Below are 21,944 nucleotides of genomic sequence, written 5' to 3' on the forward strand. Positions count from 1 at the left end.
AGAATTGCTGCCTTTTCTTATGGATCTATTTTATAGATAATTTCAATTGCTTCTGTGTAGCATTGTAACTCCATACGAGTGCCGGAAACTTCTTCTTAAAGGCATTTAATTCAATGTAGGTCTCACCATTCTGAGATAGCGCCTCTTTGGAGGAAAGCGTAAAGCCGGTAGATGTGCCTGTTCCGCTCTTTACGATGACCTTCTTGTTCTTCGCATCCCAGGTGATCTCGCCCTCGACAAGCGCAGCCAGCACCAGCGATGAAGCATAAGTTTTATCGCCCTGCTTCACAAGACCAACATTACCAGCAAAAGGAACCCCGTTGATATTTAAGATATGATGATCTCCGGTGACTTCTAAAGTCTTCATTCCAGCAATCTGCAGGGCGGTAATCAACTGTGCAGTTTTCCCTTTTACCTCAATATCCGGTGCGAGACCAATATGATTAAAGTCTTCTTTTTTAGGTGTTAGATATTTCTGCGTGGTCAATTTCAGCATGTCGCCATTAGACACTGGAAGTAGGCTTTGGATACGCGCTTTGCCGTAAGAACGAGTGCCTACAACAGTAGCCAGCTTGTTATCGCGCAGGGCGCCCGTAAGAGCTTCTGACGCACTTGCAGTGTATTCGTTGGTTAGAATTACGACGGGCACACCGATTTTGCTGCCACTAGTAATCGTTACAGGAGTTAACGCGCCACTTTGATCAGAGGTATACATCATGATGCCTTTATCCATAAAACTAGAGGCAATGTTGTATGCCGAATCCATGTAGCCACCCAAGTTATCACGTAAATCAAGCACCATGGATTTCATTCCCGCTGTACGCATCTTCTTCAGCATAGCGGCGAATTCTTCATCAGAATTCTGTGTGAAACCACTTAGCGAAATATAGGCAATCTTCGGACCAATGAGGGTTCCAAAAACGGAAGTCGAGTTCAATTCATTTCGGGTGACAACATAAGATTTTGTGACACCATTTCTGAGGATCAGCAGGGTGACCTTAGTGCCCGCGGCTCCACTTAGTTCCGAATCATCCGTTTCGTCAACAGGTATTCCGTTGATTTTGAGAATCGTATCGCCGCGTTTCAAGCCTGCCTTTTCAGAAGGAGAACCTGGAGAGATTTCTTCGATGTAGAGCTCTGTTGGCGTATATTGAAGTTTAACACCGATGCCAACGTATTCGAGATCAACCGCATGTTCAAATTGCGCCGCTTCCTCGGAATTGAAGTATTGGCTGTATGGATCATCCAGTGTGTTCACCATGCCGTCAATTGCTCCGCGAATCAAAATATCTTTATCTACATCTGAAAGATTATAGTTCTCCAATAGCTTCATTACTTCATTAATAAGATCACTGTTGTCTGTGGAAGCTTTAGCGGCATCTGCAGCGGAAGCCAGTGGAGCAAATGTAATAGATAAAGCTAGACAGCTGGTTAACAGTGCACTTATTATTTTTTTTGATTTCATGGAATCAAACACCCTTTTTATTAGGATTTCACAAGTTTATTGTAGATGCTATATGTGTCATCGATTGTCCATACACCAGTATCCGACTTGGATAGAATATAGATAAGGCCTTGCTCATAAGTCTCCTCTTCACTAGCTTCCTTGTCTTTGCTTTCTACATATATAGCAGCTTCTTTGGCACTGTAATAATAAATATTTGAAATGCCTGGAGTATAGGTAATATCATACGAAGCAAAGAAATCATCCAAATCTGCCTTGAGAGAGGAATCATATTCTTCTCCATATGAAGTCATCGTGGAAAGAACTGCTGTAGGATTCTGTTCGTTCATTGCTTGATAATACTTGCTAATAGTACCTTTGATGGCATCCGCATCGTTTTGAGGGATGTTGGCTGCTGGTTTTATACCTTGTTCACGAGTAAGGAGAACGGTCGAGCTTTGGGATTCCACGGATGAAATCTTCCAGCTTCCGTTCTTGCGGACCAGGGTATATACGTATTCATTCTCTGTATCTGGAGTATAAGCCCCACCTATTCTGCGTGAACTTTCAAGCGTATACACAGTGGCTTCGTCAGCTGTAATGTCGAGGATTTCCAAGCTATCAATAGTATTCTTTATGTCAAAAGCTTTAAAAGATTCATTGAGTTCGGCCACTGATTCCGTGTAAGAGTACTCCGAATCCATAAGGGAGTAGAAGCTAGTCGCTTTTTCTTCATTGAAATATTGATTAGACAAACGGATTAATGCTGTAAGGGCTGCTTCGTCCTTACCTTTGGAGACAGGAGTAGTAATTTGTACACTTCTACTGGTAGAATTCCAGACAGCTGTGCCCCCGGTTGCCTCTGCGATAAAACGCAAAGGGATGTATGTAGTGCCGGCTGAGGAAACTGGTGCAGTGGTTAGTTTTTTTACGGTTCCGTTAACAGTAGCGCGGTTACTGCCAATTTTGAGGGTAATCGCAAGATTTGAACTTTTTCCTGTTACCGTTCCAGTTTTGGCATCCCAGAGAACTTGAAGTCCAAGCTTCTCAAAGACAACCCGGAAAGGTACAAGTACAGAATTGTTCGCTAAGTATGGGGATCCAGCGGTGAAGGAAACCTTACTTCCGTTAATATAAACATCAATTGGTTTCGATGCTGCAAAAGCCGGGACCGCAAGTATGAGGGCCAGTAGACTTATGCTTAAGAGGGATAAAAATCTTTTCAACAGTACTCTCTCCTTTTATGTAACTCTTTGTAAAATAGCCTCATTATACCATTTGGCTTCTCTCTCAGTCTATCAGTTGGTGTTAGTTTTGTCACACAAAAAAGCCGGAGAAATGGATATCTCCAGCCACTGAAAATCGTTGGATCGAAGGTTAATCTTAAACCAGAAAAGCTTCACGTACACGGTTCCAGAACGGAAAAGGACGGTACCTGGCGAAACTGACCTTCTTGTCCGATACTTGGCAGCGTACTGAAATCAGATCATCTACTGGGATATTGTTATGATCTATCGTGAGTAGTAAGCGCTGATCCTTACATGAAAGAATATCGCAATGGTGATGCTTCGGCAGTAGTAATGGCGACCCCATTGTTCGAAATACGCGGTTGTTAATTGAGGCGATTTCGGCAATCTGCAGCGCTTCTATAGATGGGTGAACCATGGCTCCCCCAAGGCTTTTGTTATAGGCCGTGCTACCAGAAGGAGTAGAAATACAAAGCCCATCACCCCGGAACATTTCGAAGGTAACATCATTGATGTCAACTTGAATCATTATAGTTCCATCTACCCCTTTAAGGGTAAATTCATTTAGGGCAATGTGGGACGAAGAACCGGATTTCTTGTGAATTTCCAGCTCAAGCAACGGATATTTCACGATACGAGGTTTCTGAGGCTCAGAATCCTCGGTTCCGCACATGTAGTCGATTAAGGTGGGTAGCTCTTCCGCTTGCCAGTCCGCATAGAAGCCTAAGTGTCCTGTGTGCACACCTACGAAGGCTAGATTGGGGATTTGATCGATAAAGGTATGAAAAGCGTGCAGCATTGTGCCGTCTCCGCCAATAGAGATGACGATTTCGGGAGACTCGGCATCCAGTTGCAGGTCCCGCTCCGCCGCCAGCTTGTGAAACTGCTCGGCAAGTTTGATTGATAGTTCATCACCGCGGTCCAGAACATAATATCTCAAGATGTACAGGCTCCTTTTGTATAATTCAGTCATACACCGATCATAATCAATCTTGACCCGGAACACAATATGTTAATCAACTTCGCCGTACCCATCGAATCATTGTCATGAATACAGGGATAAGCAGTGAGACTAGAATTGCAGCAGTTAATAATAGGCTCAGCAGGGCGAGGCTTGCCGTGATCCCTGAGGCAGAAGGAGTAAAGGCAGCAGAGGCTGGTAATGATACCCATGCGGTAGACAGCCCTGTTTTCATCACAGGGTTCCAGAGCAGCAAGACCAATCCTGATGCGAGTATGGCGTGAATTAGCCGTGCAGTCAAAAATGGCAGATACCGCAGCCCGGTACCGTTCAAAATACTTGCCACCTGGGCATGTACAGATAATCCGCCCCAAGAGAGAATGAAGGCAGCTGCCGCTACCTTGAACTGAAGCGGGATGGAAGCTGCGGCTTCACCTGCTGAACGGGCACCGATCGTCACCTCAAAGAATCCGCTAATGAGAGCCTGAGCTAGTTCTGGAGGACCACCTACAAGGGACACAAGATGTCCGGTCATGTTAAAGAGGGAGGATAGGATACCGGCACGGGCTAGCAGTTCCATTAGCACATTGAAGAATACAACCAAACCGCCTACGACAATAATAAGCTTTAGCGAGGACTGGATAGCTCCCTTTAAAAGCTCCCCAAAGCTCCGTCCATCTTTGCGCCGAGCCTCCTCCATGGCAAGAAGTGCTGCATGGATTCTTCCAAAACCTTTTTTGGCTGGAACAGAGGGGGCAGTAGAACTAGTTATGGATGGGTCTTGGGAGGGGGAGCTCTGTTCTTTGCGTCCATGGAACGACATTAGCAAGCCAACAATCAAACCGCTCCCATAGTGGGCGAGGGCTAGGATGAGCCCCAACGATGCGTCTCGAAAGAAACCAACGGATACTGCACCTAACAGAAAGATTGGGTCAGAGGAGGTTGTGAAAGCGACTAATCGTTCGCCCTCTACTCTGCTAATCAGATTCTGTTCCCGCAGCTTAGCGGTTAATTTAGCGCCAACAGGATATCCTGATACATATCCCATCGCAGCGACAAACCCGCCGCTACCTGGTATACCAAAAAGAGGGCGCATCAATGGATCGAGCAGTGCTCCGAAGAGATGAACGATCCCTAGGCCTAGCATGATTTCGGATATGACGAAGAATGGAAATAGGGAGGGGAATAACACATCCCACCAGATGGCCAGGCCTCGTAAGGCTGCGCCAAGGGATGCCTCCGGATGAAGCAACATCAGCAGCATACAGCCCGCCAAAGTTAATCCCAGCAGTGGGCCGCCAATCTTTTTAAAAGTCATAATTAACGCCTCCTGATCTATGGTTAGATGTATGCGAAAAGAAGGACAAACAGCACAAAAAAAATAAAGGAAGCGGTTACATAAATCGGTGCTTTTTCGTTCGAAATATGATATTATGTAAATAAGAAATGCACCCTCTGTTACAAGAATAAATGGGATGGAGTGATGGCGATGAGCGTTGTAGCCGGAGTTCTCGTTTGTGCTTTTGTATATGTGATCCGGGTCTCTCTCGTCCCTTCAGGTGATGAAGAATTTCGGACCTACTGACAATAACCTCCAGGCGCTAAACTATAGTTTAGCGTCTTTTTTCTGCCGTTTAGGGGCACTTTCGACGGATATCCGAGCCGTGCTTTTTTTTGGTATAATAAAGTAAGAAACGTTTCATTAATATGGAAGAGAGCTGGTAACCTCAATGAATCCAAATGAGAGTATATATGAAAACCTAGGAGGAGCTGAGGCGCTACATCGATTGGTGGAAGTGTTCTATGCCAAAGTGCAGCTTCATCCGCAGCTGGGTCCGCTATTTCCTGAAGACATTTCTCCTGTTCTGGAGAAGCAGTATCAATTCCTGACACAGTTTTTTGGCGGTGGCCCATTGTATTCAGAACTGCATGGACATCCCATGATGAGAGCAAGGCATATGCATATTCCCATTACTCCAGAACGTGCTGAAGAATGGTTGCAGTGTATGAAAGAGGCGCTTGAGGAGACCGGCGTAGAAGAGCCGCTACGTTCGTTCGTGCTTAGCCGTCTTGCAGGTCCCGCACATCATTTTGTTAACATGCCCCAGGAATAATAAGGGACAGGTTGATCCTGAAAGGAATGAGAGTACTTGCCAGAGTTAATACCCCTATATTCTATTAAGGTCAAATGTTGCAATTGTGAACATGAATTTTCAACCTCTCGCGTACGCCCTAGCCTAAAAAAGGCTATCCGCCGCGATGCTGATTTTTGCGCATATTACAAAAACGAGAATCCGGATTATTATGTTGTACGTGTCTGCCCGAGTTGTGGGTTTGCCTCTACAGAAAATTCAGCGGACAAGCTGACGGATCTGCAGCGAAAAACATTTAATGAACAGGTAGGAAAACGATGGAAGAGCCGTGACTTTGGGGATAAACGAAGCTGGGAAACTGCACTAGAGACCTATAAACTGGCGCTTTTATGCGCTCAAAGTATTAACGATAAGGATCGAATTATTGCAAGTCTGCTTCATCACATTGCCTGGTTGTATCGGTATCAAGGGAATACGGAACAGGAACAACGCTTTTTGCGCTATTCATTAGCTGAATATGTGAAGGTATACGAAAAAGACGGAATAGCTGGCAATGATGCCCGGCTCATGTATCTTATCGGCGAACTTAACCGGCGCATCGGAGAGTTCTCTGTGGCTGTAATGTGGTTCTCCCGCCTGATTAATGATCAGAAGATTATGGATGCTGCGATGATTCGAGCTGCCAGGGAGCAGTGGGTTGTGCTAAGAGAGCAAATGCGCGGCGAAGCTGTAGATATTGATGCCGATGGATTGCCTTCAGGTTCTTAAAGCTTCACGAACAACAAAAAGCGCAGAAGAGAGTAATGCTCTCGTCTGCGCTTTATAAAAATGGTAAGATTGGGATTTAGATGACCTTCTATTTATCGGACTGCCCGATCAAATAGGAGGTAATCTCCGTCGTTATCTACAACTGTGGGACTGGCGCTGCAACATGGGAAGACAAGTAGTTTTTTCTTGCCGTCACGAACGATTTGCAATTCTTTTGGCTTCATAGGGAGAAGAACATTCTCCGAGTTGCAGAAAGGGCAATACTGCACATACATATCGCCTAAAATAATGTCATAAGGCCAGGTATGACTAAAAGGAATCATTGTGAACCCTTCCCAGAAGGAGACTCTTCATTTCCATCCTCAGCTTGCGGTGAATTCTGCTTTTTGGATAGCTCAGCTATTTTTTGTAGCAAAATATGTTGGGGCATATGCATCAAGTGTTCCAGTGGAACGCCTAGTTGCTTGGATAACGTTATGGCTGTTTCCGGTGAAATTTGTAGTGGCTTCATATGGATGCCCTCCTAAAGTTTATCGGCTATGAATGTTCCGGTATCGTTATTCACTTTACCATGGTGTTAAGTCAATTACAAAGAAAACCAAATGAGAGCAAAGGAATGGTGAGAAGACATGAAACAACCATTATCACTGACTTGGGAACTTGATTCCATATTTCCTGGGGGATCGTCCTCGACTGAGTTAGAAAGCTTTTTAAAGAATCTTGAACAAGATATTACAGCCTTGCAGGGTCTGGTGAAGAATGCTGTAGCTCCAACGGATGTTGAGTCTACAAAGGCGCTGGACGAGGTTATAGAACTGCTTCAGAGCTGTTCAGGAAGACTTGTGGAGGTCTCTTCCTTCGCAGACTGTCTGGGCGCTCAGAATCAAATGGACAAAGGTGCGGTAAGACTGGCGGCTCGAGTGACAAGTATGCGTGCCGGATTCGAAGGCATTAGCTCACAATTCAGTAACGTGCTTCGTCAGACTACAGACAAGGTATGGGCAGAGTGGATGGCACGTCCGGAGATTGCTCCATTAACGTTCGTGCTGAGCGAGAGCCGTGACTTGGCCCGTGAGAAGATGAGCCCAGAGTTGGAAAGCTTAGCGCTTGAACTAGCCGTTGACGGATATCATGGATGGAGCGGGCACTATGATACAATTGTAAGCTCGATTAAGATCCCATTTGAGGATGAAGAAGGAACAAAGCTGCTCTCCGCAGGTCAAGCTTTTAACAAGCTGGATGATCCAGATCCGAAAGTACGTCAATCCATGTTCCATAAATGGGAAGAAGCATGGACCGAAGCAGCAGATAACTGTGCGGATACCTTGAATCACTTAGCAGGCTTCCGTCTGAAGCTCTATAAAGGAAGAGGTTGGGAAGATATTCTGAAAGATCCGCTGAGCATCAATCGCATGTCACAAGATACTTTGAATGCGATGTGGGACGTGATTACGAATAGCAAGCCTGCACTCGTGACCTATCTTCAGCGTAAAGCTAAGCTGCTTGGACTGGATGCTCTTTCCTGGGTAGATGTCGAAGCGCCAGTGGGTAAATCTTCAGGTAAAATCCCATATGATCAGGCCGCTAAAGATATCGTTACCCAGTTCCGCAAGTTTAGTCCGAAGATGGCAGAGTTTGCAGAGCGTGCTTTTGATAATAACTGGATTGAGGTTGAGGATCGTCCGGGAAAACGTCCTGGAGGTTTCTGTACATCCTTCCCTGAGAGTAAGGAATCGCGGATTTTCATGACTTATAGCGGTACAACTTCCAATGTTTCAACCTTGGCACATGAGCTGGGACATGCTTATCATTCTTACTTGCTGGATGATCAACCTGTATTTAATCAGAACTACGCTATGAACGTTGCAGAGACTGCTTCAACCTTCGCAGAGGTCATTGTATCTGACGCTCAGGTTAAAGCCGCTGGCAACGCTGAAGAGAAACTGGCGTTGCTTGAAACGAAAATTCAAAACAGCGTAGCTTTCTTTATGAACATTCACGCTCGGTTCTTATTCGAGACTCGTTTTTATGAGAAACGTAAGGAAGGCCTTGTAAATGCTGAGGAGCTGTCTGAATTGATGGTGGAAGCACAGAAGGAAGCCTTCTGTGGGGTGCTTTCGGAATACCATCCTCATTTCTGGGCTTCTAAACTGCATTTTTATATCACAGATGTGCCGTTCTATAACTTCCCTTACACCGTTGGCTACATGTTCAGCACAGGCTTGTATCGACTGGCTCTGCAAGAAGGAGCGTCCTTTGCAGACAAATACGATAGCTTGTTGCAAGATACTGGTGTGATGACTTTAGAGGATTTGGTACTTAAGCATCTGGGTGTGGATCTTACGAAGCCGGACTTCTGGCAAGGCGCTACAGATCTGATTGTAGCTGACATTAATGAGTTCTTGGAGATGACGGAGCAATTAGTTTGAAAAAGTCTAAACTAAGACAAATTTAGCGGTAGAAAAAACAACGATTTTTCAGCATGAACACGCAAAAGTCCCTGATACAGGGACTTTTTTTAATGATAAAATGTCGAAAAATCACGATTTATAAAAATAAATATGCGATTAATCTATGGATTTCGCGCATCTATAGGGATAATAACCCAATTTTGCCGAATAATGTTGTTTGCCATTTGTTAGTAACCTATAATGAGTCTTAAGCCTTATATAAGGCACGCTAGAGTACCACTTGGCTGAACTCACAAAAATAAGCAAGCGCTTACGAAGTCAGTTCTGCGAAGTGCACTCAAATCAAGCTATGCTCACAAAACGAAGTGAATGCTTTCGAAGCAAGTTTTGTACGATGTGAACTCGAATGAAGCTATGCTCACAAAACTTTTAGGAGGAGAAGTAATGCTTAAGACGGAACAACTATCATTAGCGAGACAGATGGATATGGTGTTTAAGGAGCTGCAGGAAGAATTATCGGGATTAACTTCTGGTACGGTTTTTGTGCAAATACGAAATAACATGATCGGAAAATTCGGGATACGACATAATCCTCTTTCTGGGCGAAGCGGGGGATTCACTGATGCAAAAGAAGGGATGACAGATGGACAACAGTCTTCTTTTCGACTAATGGCGCTGGAAAGCCTGAAATACAAGCGGCGTTGGACGCATGGTGAGATTTCTTATGAATTCGCCATTAGACAGGGAATGGTGATTGTAGATGCTACATTGGAGTCCAATTATAATATGGCGAATCTAATGATTCGATCGCCTCGTAATGCCTTTGCTGAAAGTTCCGAACAGTTTTTTGGTTAAGCGTTGTTTACATAAAATTTCAATAATTGTGAAAATCAAAAACCCTCCCACAGCTTCAGAAAGAAGTGTGAGAGGGCTCAAAAGCTACTCGGTTTTAGGCTTTATGCTTGATATCGCCCTAGCCGGATAAAACACTTAAGATAACGTTGTTACTGACGACCAGACAGTTGTTGTTCTGCCAGTTGTACTAGACGTTTAGTGATGTAACCGCCCAGAGAACCAGTTTCGCGAGAAGTGTAGTTCCCGTAATAACCGTCAGCTGGGATCGTTACTCCAAGCTCCTGTGCTGCTTCATATTTCAACTGTTGCAATGCCGCAGTTGCTTGAGGAACGACCAGGTTATTGGAACGGCTGCTACGACCTTGACCTGCTTGACCCATGTGTGTCACCTCCTTCGCCCGTTGTGAAGATAGTATGAGCGCTAAGAGGTTAATTCATGCATCACTTCGAAAGGTTTTAAGGATGGTAATTATTAGTGAAATAAAAGTGAGGATAGAAATCCTTTATTGCTAGGGATTACACAAAAAAATCGGTCTTCCCTTACGTAATCGCAAGGCAAGACCGATATAATGTATATCTGCTTTAAATCTCAGGATAGATCATTTCCAGCACGGTGGATAGATTCTGACTCTGACCGGGTTCTACCGTTAAAAGACCTGTGAAGGAAGCATCCTCGGATACATTCGGTGCATTCGCGAGCCATGTATAGGGCTCAATGCACAGAAATTGATCCGCCGGTCCTTTGGTATATAACACCCAGTGACGGAATAGATTTTCGTCAGCAGTATAACGAAGGCCATAACCATCATCGCGTAATAATAAGGCTTCTACAGGCTGTTTTTCTCCAATACGTAGAGCAGTATCAAAATTAGTTCCCTGCATGTTCATTCCGGTGTTCAAGGCTTCCAGATCACCAAGTGGAATCAGATTGCCGCTAGGGAGCAATTCATCGTTCAGTTCATAAATACTATTTACTGGGAGCTTAAGATTCCAGCGCTCAGGTTCTCCATCAATCATAAACCAGGTGTGATAACCGATCCCAAAAGGAATTCGATGATCTCCAAGATTTGTAACCTTTAAAGTTTGGGTAAATCGGGCTTCCTGAAGCCTAAACGTCATTTCGAATTTAAGTGGGATAGGGAATTGCTCCATCCAGTGTGGATCATCTTCCGTTCGGAATTCAGTAGTGACCGCGCAACCATCCTCATCTTCTTCAATATCGCTGACACACCAGGCCTGAGTTCGGTGTAGACCATGAATATGATTGTCATTAGCGGTATTCTGGTCAAATTGATAACTTGTACCCTCGAATTGAAATTGGCCCTTACGAATTCTTCCGGGTGGAATTAATAGCGGCATGCCAAAATGGTAAGGTTTTTGCATAAAGAAAGCTTGATCGCTTTCATCAGGCCGCCGTAGAATTTCCCGTTGTTTCTTGACATCAAACAATGAAATCACGTTATTTCCTAGTCGCGGCAAAAGCGTGACTTCCAGTTCACGGCTGTGCAAAATATAAGTATCATAACCGCCCCACTGCCCTTTGGTCACCTGTTTCATGAGATATGCTCCTTTATCGTAACTGTAATCGAATAGAACATGGATAACCTTATCATAACAGATTTATACGGTAGTGGTTAAGTGATTTGACAACTTCTCTTTATGGTTCTATGATGAAGGCATTAATTCATGATGATAATGTGATGACGGGGACAAGTAGGCAGGCATTGCACCTTCAGAAAGCCGGTGGTTGATGCGAACCGGTAGGACAAACCTGATGAATGGACCCCTGAGCGCCGAGCTTGAACGGGAGCTAGATGCCCTAGTAGACCGGCCGGATCTTCCCCGTTAACGGAAGACTAAGGCTGTTTTTTTCTTGTCTAAACAAGATTAAGCAGCGAATAAGGGTGGCACCACGGTCTCACGTCCCTTGCGGATGAGGCTTTTTTTGCGTTCTCGGAAACTTAGAAATGACATCAAACGGAGGTCTATATTATGAAAAAAGTAATGTCAGGCATTCAGCCAAGCGGTTCACTTACACTGGGGAACTACATTGGAGCACTGAAAAATTTTGTGAAGCTGCAAGATGATCATCAATGTTTCTTTATGGTTGTCGATATGCATGCAATCACTGTAGCACAAGATCCTGCGGCACTTCGTGAGCAGTCAGAGTCCGTAGCGGCCCTCTTTATTGCAGCAGGAATTGATCCTGCACGTTCTAATGTCTATATGCAGTCGCATGTGCCACAACACGCTGAACTGGGCTGGATCATGACGACACTTACAGCAATGGGCGAGTTGGAGCGTATGACCCAGTTTAAAGATAAATCATCAGGTAAAGATTCTGTTGGCGCTGGTTTATTCGTCTATCCTTCCTTGATGGCAGCAGATATTCTTGTTTATAACGCAGATCTTGTGCCGGTCGGAGAAGATCAGAAGCAACATTTGGAGCTGACTCGTGATTTAGCTGGCCGCTTCAATAATCGTTTTGGCGAATTCTTTACCATTCCGGAGCCGTACATTCCAGAGGTGGGTGCTCGTATTATGTCTCTGGATGATGGTACCAAAAAAATGAGCAAGAGCAACCCTAACGCTGGCAGCTACATTGCTCTGTTGGATTCACCGGACGTGATCCGTAAAAAAATCAGCCGTGCAACGACTGATTCAGGACGTGAAGTAATTTTTGATCCAGCTAATAAGCCAGAGATCAGTAATTTGATGAGTATTTATTCCGAATGTTCTGGAATGACACTCCAGCAAATTGCCGATCGTTATGAAGGGCAAATGTATGGCGGCTTTAAGAAAGATCTTGCTGAAGTGGTTGTATCTACGCTTGAGCCTTTACAACAAAGATATAATGAAATTCGTAGCTCGGGTGCGATTACAGATATTCTTGCTGAAGGTGCTGGTCGTGCACGTATTGTTGCAACTGAGACGTTGAATGGAGTTAAAGAGCGGATGGGATTTCTGCCAGCTCGTTAATCTAATCAGCGCTTAGGCTTTCCTGTTTGCGTCTGATCTTGGCCTTGAGGATAAATCCCCAGCCAATATTCATGACACAGAGAAACCCGAGCAGAAGTGCCAACCAAAAGCTATAACTGATCGCGATTGAAGCGGCAGTAAGAATAAGAATAGAAGAACAAGCGAACCAAAGTGAAAGTCCTTTACCCATTAAGAGAGCCTTCCTTTCTATGTCTGCTAAAATGAATCCCGGAGTATTATTATCATACTCCGGGATTTTTTGTGATTATAGAATAGATCTCTGCGTAAGTCTACAGTTTCATCGTAAAGAACCAGGGTCAATGGAAAATCGTTTGTCGAGCTTCTCGCTGCTAAGCCAACCTACATAAGTATTTAAAGGTCGATATTGATTGTCCATCACTAATACAGCCACAAACGGGTATTGTTTGCGATGTAAATAACGTACGTCCCCCCAGCGCACCATATATCCTGAAGGGAGTTCCTCGACTTCGGCTACTGCATAAGAGGTGAAGTATAGAAAGGACTGAATATCAGGGTGCGACTTGGAAATCTCCACAGCAGGATGAGTCGAGCATACAGCATGTTTGAACCATTCCAGTCGGTTATTGACTAACTGCCCAACATCATAGCTGCCATCTTTTTTCACCTTGACTACGTTCCAGCGCTTTAGTGAAATTGTAGGGATTACAATATAACGTTCGCCGGCACTATGATGTAAATCCTTAAGCTTAATATTACGCGTGAGACGTGCGTGAACGACGGTTCTCCAAATATAATAAAGAATAGTACATGCATACAGTGTAATAAATAAAGGTTGCGGTGGAATGATCCCGGTGATCCAGAGAAGGATGGCTGCGATATGGCTACCAAATATAAATGGATCAAAAATGTGGATGATGTTCCATGCAATCCATTTCTCCGTGAATGGACGTGCAGCCTGAGTGCCATAGGTATTAAATAGATCAGAAAATACGTGAACACCTACACCAATGAAGCTCCAGAGCGCAATATGGCTTAGAGCTTGTAAATCAGTAAAACCAAATAAGGGGCCTAACACGAAGGAAATCAGCGCAGGCCACAGAATTAGAAAGGGTAGGGAATGTGTGATTCCTCGGTGATTTCGAATATACATTGCATTGTCCTTCAGTCGTAGCGCAGTATCGGCATCAGGAGCCTGAGAGGCGAGCACTGTTGCCAGCATAACAGCCCCGGCCAGTTTCGGATCAGAAGCAACGATGGGATCAACGAAGGAAAGCCCGGCTAAGCCTAGGCCCATAACTAAATGTGTAGCAGTATCCATTGGTCAGTTCTCCTTTGTTGTTCGGAAGTTCTCTATTTAATAATTACCCAAATACAGCTCTGGTTATTAAGGGGATTGAAATAAATACAAAATAAATATTGTCACGTAATTGTCGAATTCATGAACTTACTGTTCCATGACTGTCAAAGTCTTCACGGGTTTGTTATGATAAAGTTAACAGCGAAGTTAAAAAACTTCGGTTAGAACGTTACATGTTCGTTTAGAAGGAGGATCATTAGGTGTGGACAATCATATAACATTTCAAGCTTCTTCCGACTCTGCAGCCATGTCTGCAAAATCGCCACCGGAAGGTGCTAGCTGGCGTGATTTCATTGCAGTAACAAAACCCGGTATTATCCGATCTAACCTTATTGCGGCCTTTGCGGGATATTGGCTGGCCTCGGGTTGGGATGTTCATTACGGCAGATTAGTTCTGACTCTGCTCGGTACAATGCTGGTTATGGCTTCGGCCTGCGTTTTTAATAACTATTTCGACCGGGATCTGGACATGAAGATGGAAAGAACCCGTGAACGGGGGCTTCCTACAGGACGACTGAAACCAAACACTGTATTATTATACGCCATTGGGCTTGGTATTGCAGGTTTGATCGTGCTGTTTGCTTTTTCAGGAATGCTTGCCGGTCTGTTTGGAATTGTTGGCATGTTCGTTTACGTAGTAGTATACACGCTTTGGTTGAAGCGGACATCAACATGGAGCACCTCCGTAGGGGCGATTTCTGGAGCAATGCCCCCGGTAATTGGTTATGTTGCGGTTTCAGGAACGGTTGATCTAGGCGCTTGGCTGATCTTTGCCATGTTGTTTCTATGGCAACCCCCTCACTTCTGGGCGTTGGGCATTAGACGTAAAGAAGAATATAGAGCGGCAGGATTTCCATTACTACCTGTAGTTAAAGGAACGCGACGTACGAAATTTCAGATGATTCCTTATGTAGCCCTTTTGCTGCCTATTCCAGTATTAATGTACGCCTATGATTACGCAGGCATATTTTTTCTAATCATTTCATCAGCGTTGTCCTTGGCTTGGTTAGTATTGACCTTGATGGGCTTTAAGGCTAAAGATGATGAAGTCTGGGCGAAGAAGAATTTCCTCTTCTCCATTAACTACCTGACAGTTAGTTTGATCGTACTTGTATTGAATACGATTCACGGTTAAGAAGAGGGAGGGTATACGTGTCCGTGCAAACCTTTAAGCGTTATAAATGGACTTGGCTTCTGCTAATACTTGCTTTGATTATGGCTGGTTATCTGGCAATTAACTCTTTGAATTTAGGAAAAGAAAAATTGCCAGTAATCGGAGAAGTGCAGGACTTTTCTCTTGAAAATGTGAATGGAGACCAGGTTACTCTGGCTGATACACAAGGTAAAGCACGGCTGGTATACTTCTTTTTTACACAGTGTCCGGATGTATGTCCTATAACTACGTTTTTGTTATCTCAGACACAGAAGATTCTGGTCGAGGATGGCAGTTTTGGTAAAGATACGGGGTTTGTCTCTATCTCTTTTGATCCGAAGAATGATACTCGGGAAGCTATTAAGGCTTTTGCAGACCGGTTTCAGGCGAATTATGATGGATGGTATTTCTTGCGGGGGGATCAGGAAGAAGTTCGTAAGTTAGCGACGGATTCTTTTAAAGTACTAATCGCAGGGAATTCCAAAGAAAATTTCGTACATGCCAACCGTATAGCGTTAGTTGACCGAGACAATCAACTTCGTGCATTGTATGACGCAGGAGATACGGAGAACGTAACTCCTGAATTTCTTGCCGATCAGCTGACGAAATTGGCTCGGGAATAGAATATCAAACATTAAACACGCCTTTTTCGAATCCCTCTTTATTGAGCGGATAACGAAAAAGGCGTTTTTTTAAATATACGATAGTATAAGTTTCATGCTATACATTATCCTTATACTTGTTTCAGCTAAAATGGAAGTGGTTCAGGGTAGACGATGAAATCTTCCAATCCGGCTTTTTCGAGCTGAGTGATGTTGTATTCATCAGGCGTACCTTCCACACCAGCATATCCGCGACGAGTATAAATATGATCGGCATCAGGGAAGGCATCCCGGAGCACACTGCGTATTTTTTTGCCAGAGCTATCGTTATCCAAATAAAGGTATACTTCTCCATCTCCTACTTGTTGCCGGAGGGATTCTAATTTTAGTGTATTTAATGTACCAAAGGTACATAGGATTTCTACTTCCGGTACCAGCACGCGGCGTAATCTGCTGCGATCGTTCTTACCTTCGACAATAATCGTTATGGACATTAGCTGACAATCACCTCCGGGAATGGGTCCAAGCTTCAGGCTCATTATAGTTTACCGAAGGATCGTCATTTTTAACAACTGTTTCTGCAGGAAAGTCTTCATTCCCCGGGAAATGTCGTAAAAGCAAAGAATCATGCGGCTCGCCCGCTCCATTTGGAAGTGAGGTTCGATAGTTTACCAGTGTTTTTAGGTGGAAGAAGAAGTAATGCTACCATTAGTAGTAGAAAGGCTATGAAGTAAGGAGAAACGAAGGACCTTAGCTGTCCAGCAGCCACGGGCCCAGCGAATGCACCAAGTGACATGGCTATCGACTGCATGGAGAAAGTCCGACCCATTCGCCCAGGGCCACCGAGACTAATAAAGAGTGATGCCATTGCAGGAAACAACACTCCTTTGGCTGCGCCGAGCATAAAAAGAATCGCAGCAGTCGGAATCCTGTGAAATGAGGCGAGTGCAAAGAAGCTGATGGCCATTCCCAGTAATGCTGCTGCTATTCTTCCCCCCGGTGAAAGACGGTTCAGAAAGAGCATACTGAGCGTTACCAAAGCACCTAAACTGAGAAGTGACAGTAGTATACCAGTGGAAAGAATACTGTTGCTCCCTGTTTGAGATAGTGGGAGCTCGAAAAAGAGAACGCCTTGTGAACAGGAAACGAAAAAAGGTAAAAGGTAATACCGTTTGGATACCAGATCATCATCTTTCGTTGGTATAGAAGGTTTATCTGGAACTTTTAATGCTGATTGCGCTGAGCTTAGCGGCTTTAATATATGTCTCGAAGGTGCAGGTACACTAAAAAAAGCCATGATTCCTGTTGCAATAAGGAGCCATCCAAGTGTGGTGAAGGTGCCAGAGTAGCCGGCTTTTGCTACGATAAAAGCTCCCGCAGCAGGCGATACAACTGAAGCTAACGTATGAACGATACCATGTCCGGACATATATTTACCCTGCTCTGTGGCATCCGATGACAAAGAAGCGAGTAACGTCATACAGGCTGGAGAGAGGAAAGCGAGCACGAATCCACTTGCTGCTCTTAGCATTAGCAGATGCCATGGAAGCTGTACATGAGCTTGCAGCAGTAGGATAGCTCCCGCTGCGACAAGGCTGAAGACGATGTAGCGGCGGGAGCCATTACGATCGACGAGTACGCCTGCAAGCAGATTGCCGGGAAGGTGGGTCAACGAGTACATGCCCATCATCCAGCCAATAAAGGTGGGTCCCGCACCAAGAGAGATGGCAAAGGGCGTAAGGACGGGATACTGAGCATGTAAATCGAAGAACGCCAAAAAGAGAAATAAGTATAGCCACAGCGCAGTTTTCACAGGGAAACACCTCCGAGAGCCACCTACAGCACAAGTGAATGCAGGACGGCGTAATAATGAAGAACCAATTCTTAAGCACTACTTGTACTTTACGTGGGACAGAGAGGGCTTATACCGCTTTTTTAATTCCGCTAGTAGGTATACCTTTTACGGAGGGTGGAACCATGAATTATGATGGGTATTCATGTATAATAATTAATATTGGCGTTATGTCTATGGGAAGAGAGAATCCTTGGGACGAAACTAGGCGATAGGGGTGTTGTGAGATTGATGGATCCAGAGGTATGGTCACAGTTTATAAGGGAAAATTGGCTAGTTATTGTAATTGCGCTTGTCCTGCTGTTTGCGGTTGTTAATTTGGTTAAAACCGTTCTGAAATGGGCGATTGTCATTGTGATCGTTGTAGGTTTGTTCATCTATAGTGGTGTTACAATGGACCAAATTGGTAACGCTGTGAATAAGGTGGCAGATGGAACGGTAAGCACGCTGAAGAAGGAAGCGCAAGAGGTTATGCTTAAAGAAGCGCAGGATGCGAAGTACACTTCGAATGGAGACGGGACCTTTACGATTACAACGCCGAATATTGAAGTGAAGGGCGCAGCGGGTGAAGATAAAGTAGAGGTTACTTTCCGTGGTGTGAGTCTTGGAAAGTGGAGTGTTACAGATACGACAAAAACATTTATCGAGGAAGCCCGAAAACATCAATAACAGGCTTGGACTCAAAAATATAACAAGCGAGTAAGCACGCGACTGAAAGGAGAGAGCGGATATGATAAACGGATGGATGACTAGTGTGAGTGATGCTAATATCATCTCCATCGCCCTCCTGCTGGTTGTAGTCTTCTCTCTATTGCAAGGCTGGAGCAGAGGTTTCTCAAGCGCTACCGGAAGGTTATTTGGGCTGCTGGGAACAGGATTATTTACTATAGCATCTTTGGTATTAGCTATCCCAGCTGCGGCCTACCTCAATCCCTATGTAGAGACTTGGGCATCGGGTATTAGTCTTCCTGATACGAAGCTTACACAGTGGCAGCAAATTTATTATACGGCGGTGTCTGTGTTATCAGAATCACCGCTAGTTCGATTTCTATTGTTACTCCTGATTTCTTATCTGTTAATTCGTATGCTCTTAGGACTGTTATCCATGTTGCTTCCTTTTCCACAATTGCGGCGTACTAAGAAGTTTAAAGACAGAAAGATTACGCAGGTAAGCCGTATGGGAGGAGCAATGGTTGGATTAATTATCGGCTTAATGCGTAGTCTGGTAATTGTTCTCGCTCTTTTCATCTGTGTTGGATTAAATCCGGAGAGTGGATTTAGTCGTTATGTGGAGTCCTCTCCAATCTATAGTCAGAGCGCTGCTGCTGTATTTGAACCTATTGTTGGTGAGACTGTGCAGAAGAAACTTCCTATTCTGACAAAGACCGTTGCAGCAGAGATGAATGATATCCTTCGCAGAAAATATGAGGTTATCGATCATGAAATTCCTCAGGATATTATAGGAGCAGCAGAAGACATTGTTGGACAAGCGCAAGATGAAGAGAAAAAAGCGAGACTTCTCTATGATTGGGTAGGTACACGCGTGACTTACGATTATGCTAAAGCTGACAATTATTTGCAAAACAGGGTCTGGCATGAACAGACACCACAGGATACATTCGACACTCGGCAAGGGGTGTGTATAGACTATGCCCGACTGTACGCTGTGATGGCTCGTTCACAGGGCTTGCAGGTACGGGTTGTAACAGGTCAGGGTTATGATGGGCGTGGCGGTTATGGTGCACATGCTTGGAATGAAGTATATATAAGTGATCGGCAAGCTTGGATTCCGCTGGATCCGACTTGGGCTAGCAGTGGAGATTGGTTCAATCCGAAGGATTTTGATGAAACGCATATTAGGGAGAACGCCCTCTGAGTGAGGGCGCTGAACTCCTGGGGTGTGGTACAATAAACTCAAGTAACGTCAGTTCTAACTTAAATGCGAGGGCATGCTCACAATAAGCAGCTAAGAACTCACCTTCATCATAAGAGTAATGTCTCAGGCAAAGGGTTGTCAGACATTTTTTTAAAAATATAAGAAAGTATAAGCACTATACTTTATGTCTTATATTTCTCGCTTAAACACTTACCCTCCTTATAAGGACGGTCAAGGCGTTTATGCTTGTAGAAGGGGAGAAAGCTGGTGAGTTTGTTTGGTAAGCAGCTCCCGCCTAAGGACGGGATATCTTCAAGAAATTCTGTAGGCTTGAGACTGAATATTTTTTTCTTTGGCACTTTTTTTATTTTTTGTATTATTATCGTACGTCTTGCAGGTTTACAGTTTACTGAGGGAGCTCTGTTGAGTGAAGAAGAAACGAGCCGGGAAACGAAAATTGTTCCGCTCGCAGCGATGCGTGGGATTATTTTTGCTGCCGAAGGAGAGCAGATTGCCTATTCAACACCTACGGAGTCGCTTTACCTTACATTAACTAAAGATTATACAGCTAGAACGACAGATAAAGTAACGGGTGAGACCTCACTTACGGAGAAGGCGAAGTACAACTCCGATATGCTTGCAGCAAGGCTTGCAGCTGATTTTGCTAAATATGGAGATCCGAATGCACCGAAGCTGACGCAGCAAGATATCTTGGATTCATTAGATTTAGATTTCAAAAAGTATTTAGGTTATGTGCCGCGACGGATCAAGACTGGATTAATTCCAGAGGAAATAGCCTATTTCATGGAGCATAAAGACAATTATCCGGGGCTAACGATCGTGGAGGAGAGTGTTCGTCACTACGATAAAGATACGGTAGCGGTGCAGACAGTCGGCTTTGGAAAGCCGTTTAAATCGACTGAAGATATAGCGATGTATAAGAATGTCCGTAGTGAAATGAAAAAAGATTCTCCCCCTGGACTTATGTATAAAGCAGAAGAATATGTGGGGTTTGATGGTCTGGAAATGCAGTATCAACGAGAGTTACGAGGAGAAAATGGTTATCAGGTCATTTCGGTGACTCCTCAGAATATGGCTGAGAAGGTTGAACAGAACGTTGCTCCTGTAAAAGGTAATAATATTTGGATGACCATTAATAAGAAGATTCAGATGAAGACAGAACAGGCCATATTGGATCAGATTAAATGGCTGCATTCCAATGCTGTTCAAGGTGAGACGCATCCAGATGCTTTAACCGGATACGCCGTAGCAATGGAAGTGGAGACTGGTAATATTGTCGCCATGGCAAGCATGCCGGATTACGATTCAAATGTATGGACTAAAGACTCCTTACCAACACCTGTTTGGAATAAAATAATGAATAATCATCTAAACGGTACGATTACTTCGAATTCATCTGGTAGATCAGGTCATGATTTTAGTTCACTTGTATTTATGGGATCTACGATCAAACCATTAAGTGTGTTAATTGGTTTAAAGGAAGGTTTCTTTAATACCTCAACAACCTATTCAGATGTGGGCATTACTTATTTCGGTAAGGATAATAAATCATCCGTAAGAAATTCATCGGGTCACGTATATGGTTCACTAGATCCGGCCAAGGCGATTATGAATTCCTCTAATGTATTTATGATTGATATGGTGGGTAAGCAACTTTACAAGAAATATCCGGGGGATAAAGGCATTGAGGTATGGGACAGATATATGAAAGAGTTCGGGCTGGGTGTATCTACGAAAAGTGGTCTCCCAGGTGAATCAGCGGGCCAGATTAACTATACTGATCTTAAGGCCGCAGGCAGCTCGCAGGCCGCACTTATCTATGCTTCTTTTGGCCAACAGGGCAGTTATACTACATTGCAGCTTGCCCAGTATGCTTCTACTCTTGCAAATGAAGGAGTGCGTATTAAGCCTCAACTCGTTAGCAAGATCACGGATGCGCAAGGTAAGGCGGTTAAGGAATTTCAAAGAGAAGTGCTTAATACGGTAACGTTTGACAAATCCTACTGGAAAGAGATCAAACAGGGGATGAGCAGTGAAGTTAGTGCCTTTGATGATTTTCCTTATGATTTTGCACGTAAGACAGGTACCTCTGAAAAAACAGACAGAAAAAATATAAACCGTGATAATGGGGTATTTATTGCCTTTGCTCCGCGAGAAAATCCGAAGCTAGCCGTAGCGGTTGTTATACCAGAAGGGGGCTTTGGCTCCAAAAGCGCTGCTCCGGTTGCTCGTAAAATTTTTGATGCCTATGATTGGGAGTACGGGCTCGATGGTGTGCCGAAAAAGAATGTCACTCCTGCGTCAGACCCCGTTCAAGAATAATTAGAGAAAAAGGAGAGAAAT

General features: G+C 44.2%; 22 protein-coding genes and 1 other annotated feature. Of the genes, 10 read left to right on the top strand and 12 right to left on the bottom strand.

All coding sequences use genetic code 11. The features are described 5' to 3' along the window. Positions 1–25 precede the first annotated feature (25 nt). The 4 genes from MKY52_RS13770 to ylbJ all read right to left on the bottom strand — a co-directional run bounded on the left by MKY52_RS13770 (position 26) and on the right by ylbJ (position 4,970). Positions 26–1,465, bottom strand: a complete 1,440-nt coding sequence (locus MKY52_RS13770; RefSeq protein ID WP_076285267.1) for a S41 family peptidase — start codon at positions 1,463–1,465, stop codon at positions 26–28. Between the two features lie 20 nt (positions 1,466–1,485). Further along, complete coding sequence (locus MKY52_RS13775; protein WP_341051786.1) at positions 1,486–2,670, bottom strand: copper amine oxidase N-terminal domain-containing protein; 1,185 nt, start codon at positions 2,668–2,670, stop codon at positions 1,486–1,488. 157 nt (positions 2,671–2,827) lie between these two features. Then, positions 2,828–3,631, bottom strand: coding sequence for an NAD kinase (locus MKY52_RS13780; protein ID WP_042191633.1), 804 nt, complete (start codon positions 3,629–3,631; stop codon positions 2,828–2,830). A 76-nt stretch (positions 3,632–3,707) separates the two neighbouring features. Beyond that, a complete protein-coding gene (gene ylbJ / locus MKY52_RS13785) occupies positions 3,708–4,970 on the bottom strand; it encodes a sporulation integral membrane protein YlbJ (RefSeq protein WP_341051788.1) in 1,263 nt (420 codons plus the stop codon). 412 nt (positions 4,971–5,382) lie between these two features. On the opposite strand from ylbJ, the gene MKY52_RS13790 reads away from it, so the two are divergent. Together MKY52_RS13790 and MKY52_RS13795 are read left to right on the top strand one after the other, a co-directional pair. Next, entirely contained in the window at positions 5,383–5,766 is a 384-nt protein-coding gene (locus tag MKY52_RS13790; RefSeq protein WP_042191628.1) for a globin domain-containing protein, read from the top strand. A gap of 36 nt (positions 5,767–5,802) precedes the next feature. Then, complete coding sequence (locus MKY52_RS13795; protein WP_341051791.1) at positions 5,803–6,513, top strand: DUF2225 domain-containing protein; 711 nt, start codon at positions 5,803–5,805, stop codon at positions 6,511–6,513. 92 nt (positions 6,514–6,605) lie between these two features. Here MKY52_RS13795 and MKY52_RS13800 read toward each other — a convergent pair whose 3' ends face one another. Together MKY52_RS13800 and MKY52_RS13805 are read right to left on the bottom strand one after the other, a co-directional pair. Further along, entirely contained in the window at positions 6,606–6,836 is a 231-nt protein-coding gene (locus MKY52_RS13800) for a hypothetical protein (RefSeq protein WP_042130921.1), read from the bottom strand. Further along, entirely contained in the window at positions 6,833–7,024 is a 192-nt protein-coding gene (locus MKY52_RS13805; protein WP_149645011.1) for a YycC family protein, read from the bottom strand. The genes MKY52_RS13800 and MKY52_RS13805 overlap by 4 nt, the downstream gene beginning before the upstream one ends. Positions 7,025–7,142: 118 nt before the next feature. Between MKY52_RS13805 and MKY52_RS13810 the strand changes: the two genes are divergently transcribed. Together MKY52_RS13810 and MKY52_RS13815 are read left to right on the top strand one after the other, a co-directional pair. Beyond that, on the top strand, positions 7,143–8,942 hold the full coding sequence (locus tag MKY52_RS13810) for a M3 family oligoendopeptidase (RefSeq protein WP_341051794.1): 1,800 nt from the start codon (positions 7,143–7,145) through the stop codon (positions 8,940–8,942). Positions 8,943–9,368: 426 nt separating this feature from the next. Beyond that, the gene (locus MKY52_RS13815) at positions 9,369–9,779 is read left to right on the top strand and encodes an O-methyltransferase (protein WP_076285261.1); all 411 of its coding nucleotides are present in this window, start codon (positions 9,369–9,371) and stop codon (positions 9,777–9,779) included. Positions 9,780–9,928: 149 nt separating this feature from the next. On the opposite strand, the gene MKY52_RS13820 is transcribed toward MKY52_RS13815, so the two are convergent. Both MKY52_RS13820 and MKY52_RS13825 read right to left on the bottom strand, forming a co-directional pair. Beyond that, positions 9,929–10,159, bottom strand: coding sequence for an alpha/beta-type small acid-soluble spore protein (locus MKY52_RS13820; protein ID WP_042130917.1), 231 nt, complete (start codon positions 10,157–10,159; stop codon positions 9,929–9,931). Positions 10,160–10,361: 202 nt separating this feature from the next. Then, positions 10,362–11,336: an aldose 1-epimerase gene (locus tag MKY52_RS13825; RefSeq protein WP_076300354.1), complete on the bottom strand. Its 975-nt coding sequence runs from the start codon at positions 11,334–11,336 to the stop codon at positions 10,362–10,364. 134 nt (positions 11,337–11,470) lie between these two features. Next, positions 11,471–11,710 (top strand) — a binding site (T-box leader). A gap of 61 nt (positions 11,711–11,771) precedes the next feature. On the opposite strand from MKY52_RS13825, the gene trpS reads away from it, so the two are divergent. Then, positions 11,772–12,758, top strand: a complete 987-nt coding sequence (trpS, locus tag MKY52_RS13830; RefSeq protein WP_042191616.1) for a tryptophan--tRNA ligase — start codon at positions 11,772–11,774, stop codon at positions 12,756–12,758. Position 12,759: 1 nt separating this feature from the next. Here the strand turns inward: trpS and MKY52_RS13835 are convergent, their stop codons facing one another. Further along, positions 12,760–12,948, bottom strand: coding sequence for a hypothetical protein (locus MKY52_RS13835; protein ID WP_042130914.1), 189 nt, complete (start codon positions 12,946–12,948; stop codon positions 12,760–12,762). Positions 12,949–13,056: 108 nt separating this feature from the next. Beyond that, a complete protein-coding gene (locus MKY52_RS13840) occupies positions 13,057–14,058 on the bottom strand; it encodes a metal-dependent hydrolase (protein ID WP_042191614.1) in 1,002 nt (333 codons plus the stop codon). 241 nt (positions 14,059–14,299) lie between these two features. Between MKY52_RS13840 and cyoE the strand changes: the two genes are divergently transcribed. Then, the gene (gene cyoE / locus MKY52_RS13845) at positions 14,300–15,232 is read left to right on the top strand and encodes a heme o synthase (RefSeq protein WP_042191612.1); all 933 of its coding nucleotides are present in this window, start codon (positions 14,300–14,302) and stop codon (positions 15,230–15,232) included. A 17-nt stretch (positions 15,233–15,249) separates the two neighbouring features. Beyond that, positions 15,250–15,873, top strand: coding sequence for an SCO family protein (locus tag MKY52_RS13850; protein ID WP_305953490.1), 624 nt, complete (start codon positions 15,250–15,252; stop codon positions 15,871–15,873). Between the two features lie 125 nt (positions 15,874–15,998). Here the strand turns inward: MKY52_RS13850 and MKY52_RS13855 are convergent, their stop codons facing one another. Together MKY52_RS13855 and MKY52_RS13860 are read right to left on the bottom strand one after the other, a co-directional pair. Next, on the bottom strand, positions 15,999–16,346 hold the full coding sequence (locus tag MKY52_RS13855; protein WP_042191609.1) for a DNA primase: 348 nt from the start codon (positions 16,344–16,346) through the stop codon (positions 15,999–16,001). Between the two features lie 131 nt (positions 16,347–16,477). Then, positions 16,478–17,665 carry an MFS transporter gene (locus MKY52_RS13860; RefSeq protein WP_341051797.1) on the bottom strand — a complete coding sequence of 396 codons (1,188 nt, stop codon included), beginning with the start codon at positions 17,663–17,665 and terminating at the stop codon, positions 16,478–16,480. Positions 17,666–17,935: 270 nt separating this feature from the next. On the opposite strand from MKY52_RS13860, the gene MKY52_RS13865 reads away from it, so the two are divergent. The 3 genes from MKY52_RS13865 (at position 17,936) to MKY52_RS13875 (ending at position 21,923) form a co-directional block, all read left to right on the top strand. Next, on the top strand, positions 17,936–18,373 hold the full coding sequence (locus MKY52_RS13865; protein WP_042191604.1) for a hypothetical protein: 438 nt from the start codon (positions 17,936–17,938) through the stop codon (positions 18,371–18,373). Between the two features lie 61 nt (positions 18,374–18,434). Beyond that, a complete protein-coding gene (locus MKY52_RS13870) occupies positions 18,435–19,580 on the top strand; it encodes a transglutaminase domain-containing protein (protein ID WP_076300350.1) in 1,146 nt (381 codons plus the stop codon). Positions 19,581–19,847: 267 nt separating this feature from the next. Then, entirely contained in the window at positions 19,848–21,923 is a 2,076-nt protein-coding gene (locus MKY52_RS13875; protein WP_341051800.1) for a peptidoglycan D,D-transpeptidase FtsI family protein, read from the top strand. Positions 21,924–21,944: the final 21 nt, after the last annotated feature.

This window comes from Paenibacillus sp. FSL P4-0184, from assembly GCF_038004625.1.
Taxonomy (GTDB): domain Bacteria; phylum Bacillota; class Bacilli; order Paenibacillales; family Paenibacillaceae; genus Paenibacillus_AQ.

Bases quoted from the DNA above. Each gene is read 5' to 3' on its own strand.
- MKY52_RS13770 (WP_076285267.1), bottom strand. From the start codon at position 1,465: ATGAAATCAAAAAAAATAATAAGTGCACTGTTAACCAGCTGTCTAGCT.
- ylbJ (WP_341051788.1), bottom strand. From the start codon at position 4,970: ATGACTTTTAAAAAGATTGGCGGCCCACTGCTGGGATTAACTTTGGCG.
- MKY52_RS13790 (WP_042191628.1), top strand. From the start codon at position 5,383: ATGAATCCAAATGAGAGTATATATGAAAACCTAGGAGGAGCTGAGGCG.
- MKY52_RS13800 (WP_042130921.1), bottom strand. From the start codon at position 6,836: ATGATTCCTTTTAGTCATACCTGGCCTTATGACATTATTTTAGGCGAT.
- MKY52_RS13805 (WP_149645011.1), bottom strand. From the start codon at position 7,024: ATGAAGCCACTACAAATTTCACCGGAAACAGCCATAACGTTATCCAAG.
- MKY52_RS13810 (WP_341051794.1), top strand. From the start codon at position 7,143: ATGAAACAACCATTATCACTGACTTGGGAACTTGATTCCATATTTCCT.
- MKY52_RS13815 (WP_076285261.1), top strand. From the start codon at position 9,369: ATGCTTAAGACGGAACAACTATCATTAGCGAGACAGATGGATATGGTG.
- MKY52_RS13820 (WP_042130917.1), bottom strand. From the start codon at position 10,159: ATGGGTCAAGCAGGTCAAGGTCGTAGCAGCCGTTCCAATAACCTGGTC.
- MKY52_RS13825 (WP_076300354.1), bottom strand. From the start codon at position 11,336: ATGAAACAGGTGACCAAAGGGCAGTGGGGCGGTTATGATACTTATATT.
- trpS (WP_042191616.1), top strand. From the start codon at position 11,772: ATGAAAAAAGTAATGTCAGGCATTCAGCCAAGCGGTTCACTTACACTG.
- MKY52_RS13835 (WP_042130914.1), bottom strand. From the start codon at position 12,948: ATGGGTAAAGGACTTTCACTTTGGTTCGCTTGTTCTTCTATTCTTATT.
- MKY52_RS13840 (WP_042191614.1), bottom strand. From the start codon at position 14,058: ATGGATACTGCTACACATTTAGTTATGGGCCTAGGCTTAGCCGGGCTT.
- MKY52_RS13855 (WP_042191609.1), bottom strand. From the start codon at position 16,346: ATGTCCATAACGATTATTGTCGAAGGTAAGAACGATCGCAGCAGATTA.
- MKY52_RS13865 (WP_042191604.1), top strand. From the start codon at position 17,936: ATGGATCCAGAGGTATGGTCACAGTTTATAAGGGAAAATTGGCTAGTT.
- MKY52_RS13870 (WP_076300350.1), top strand. From the start codon at position 18,435: ATGATAAACGGATGGATGACTAGTGTGAGTGATGCTAATATCATCTCC.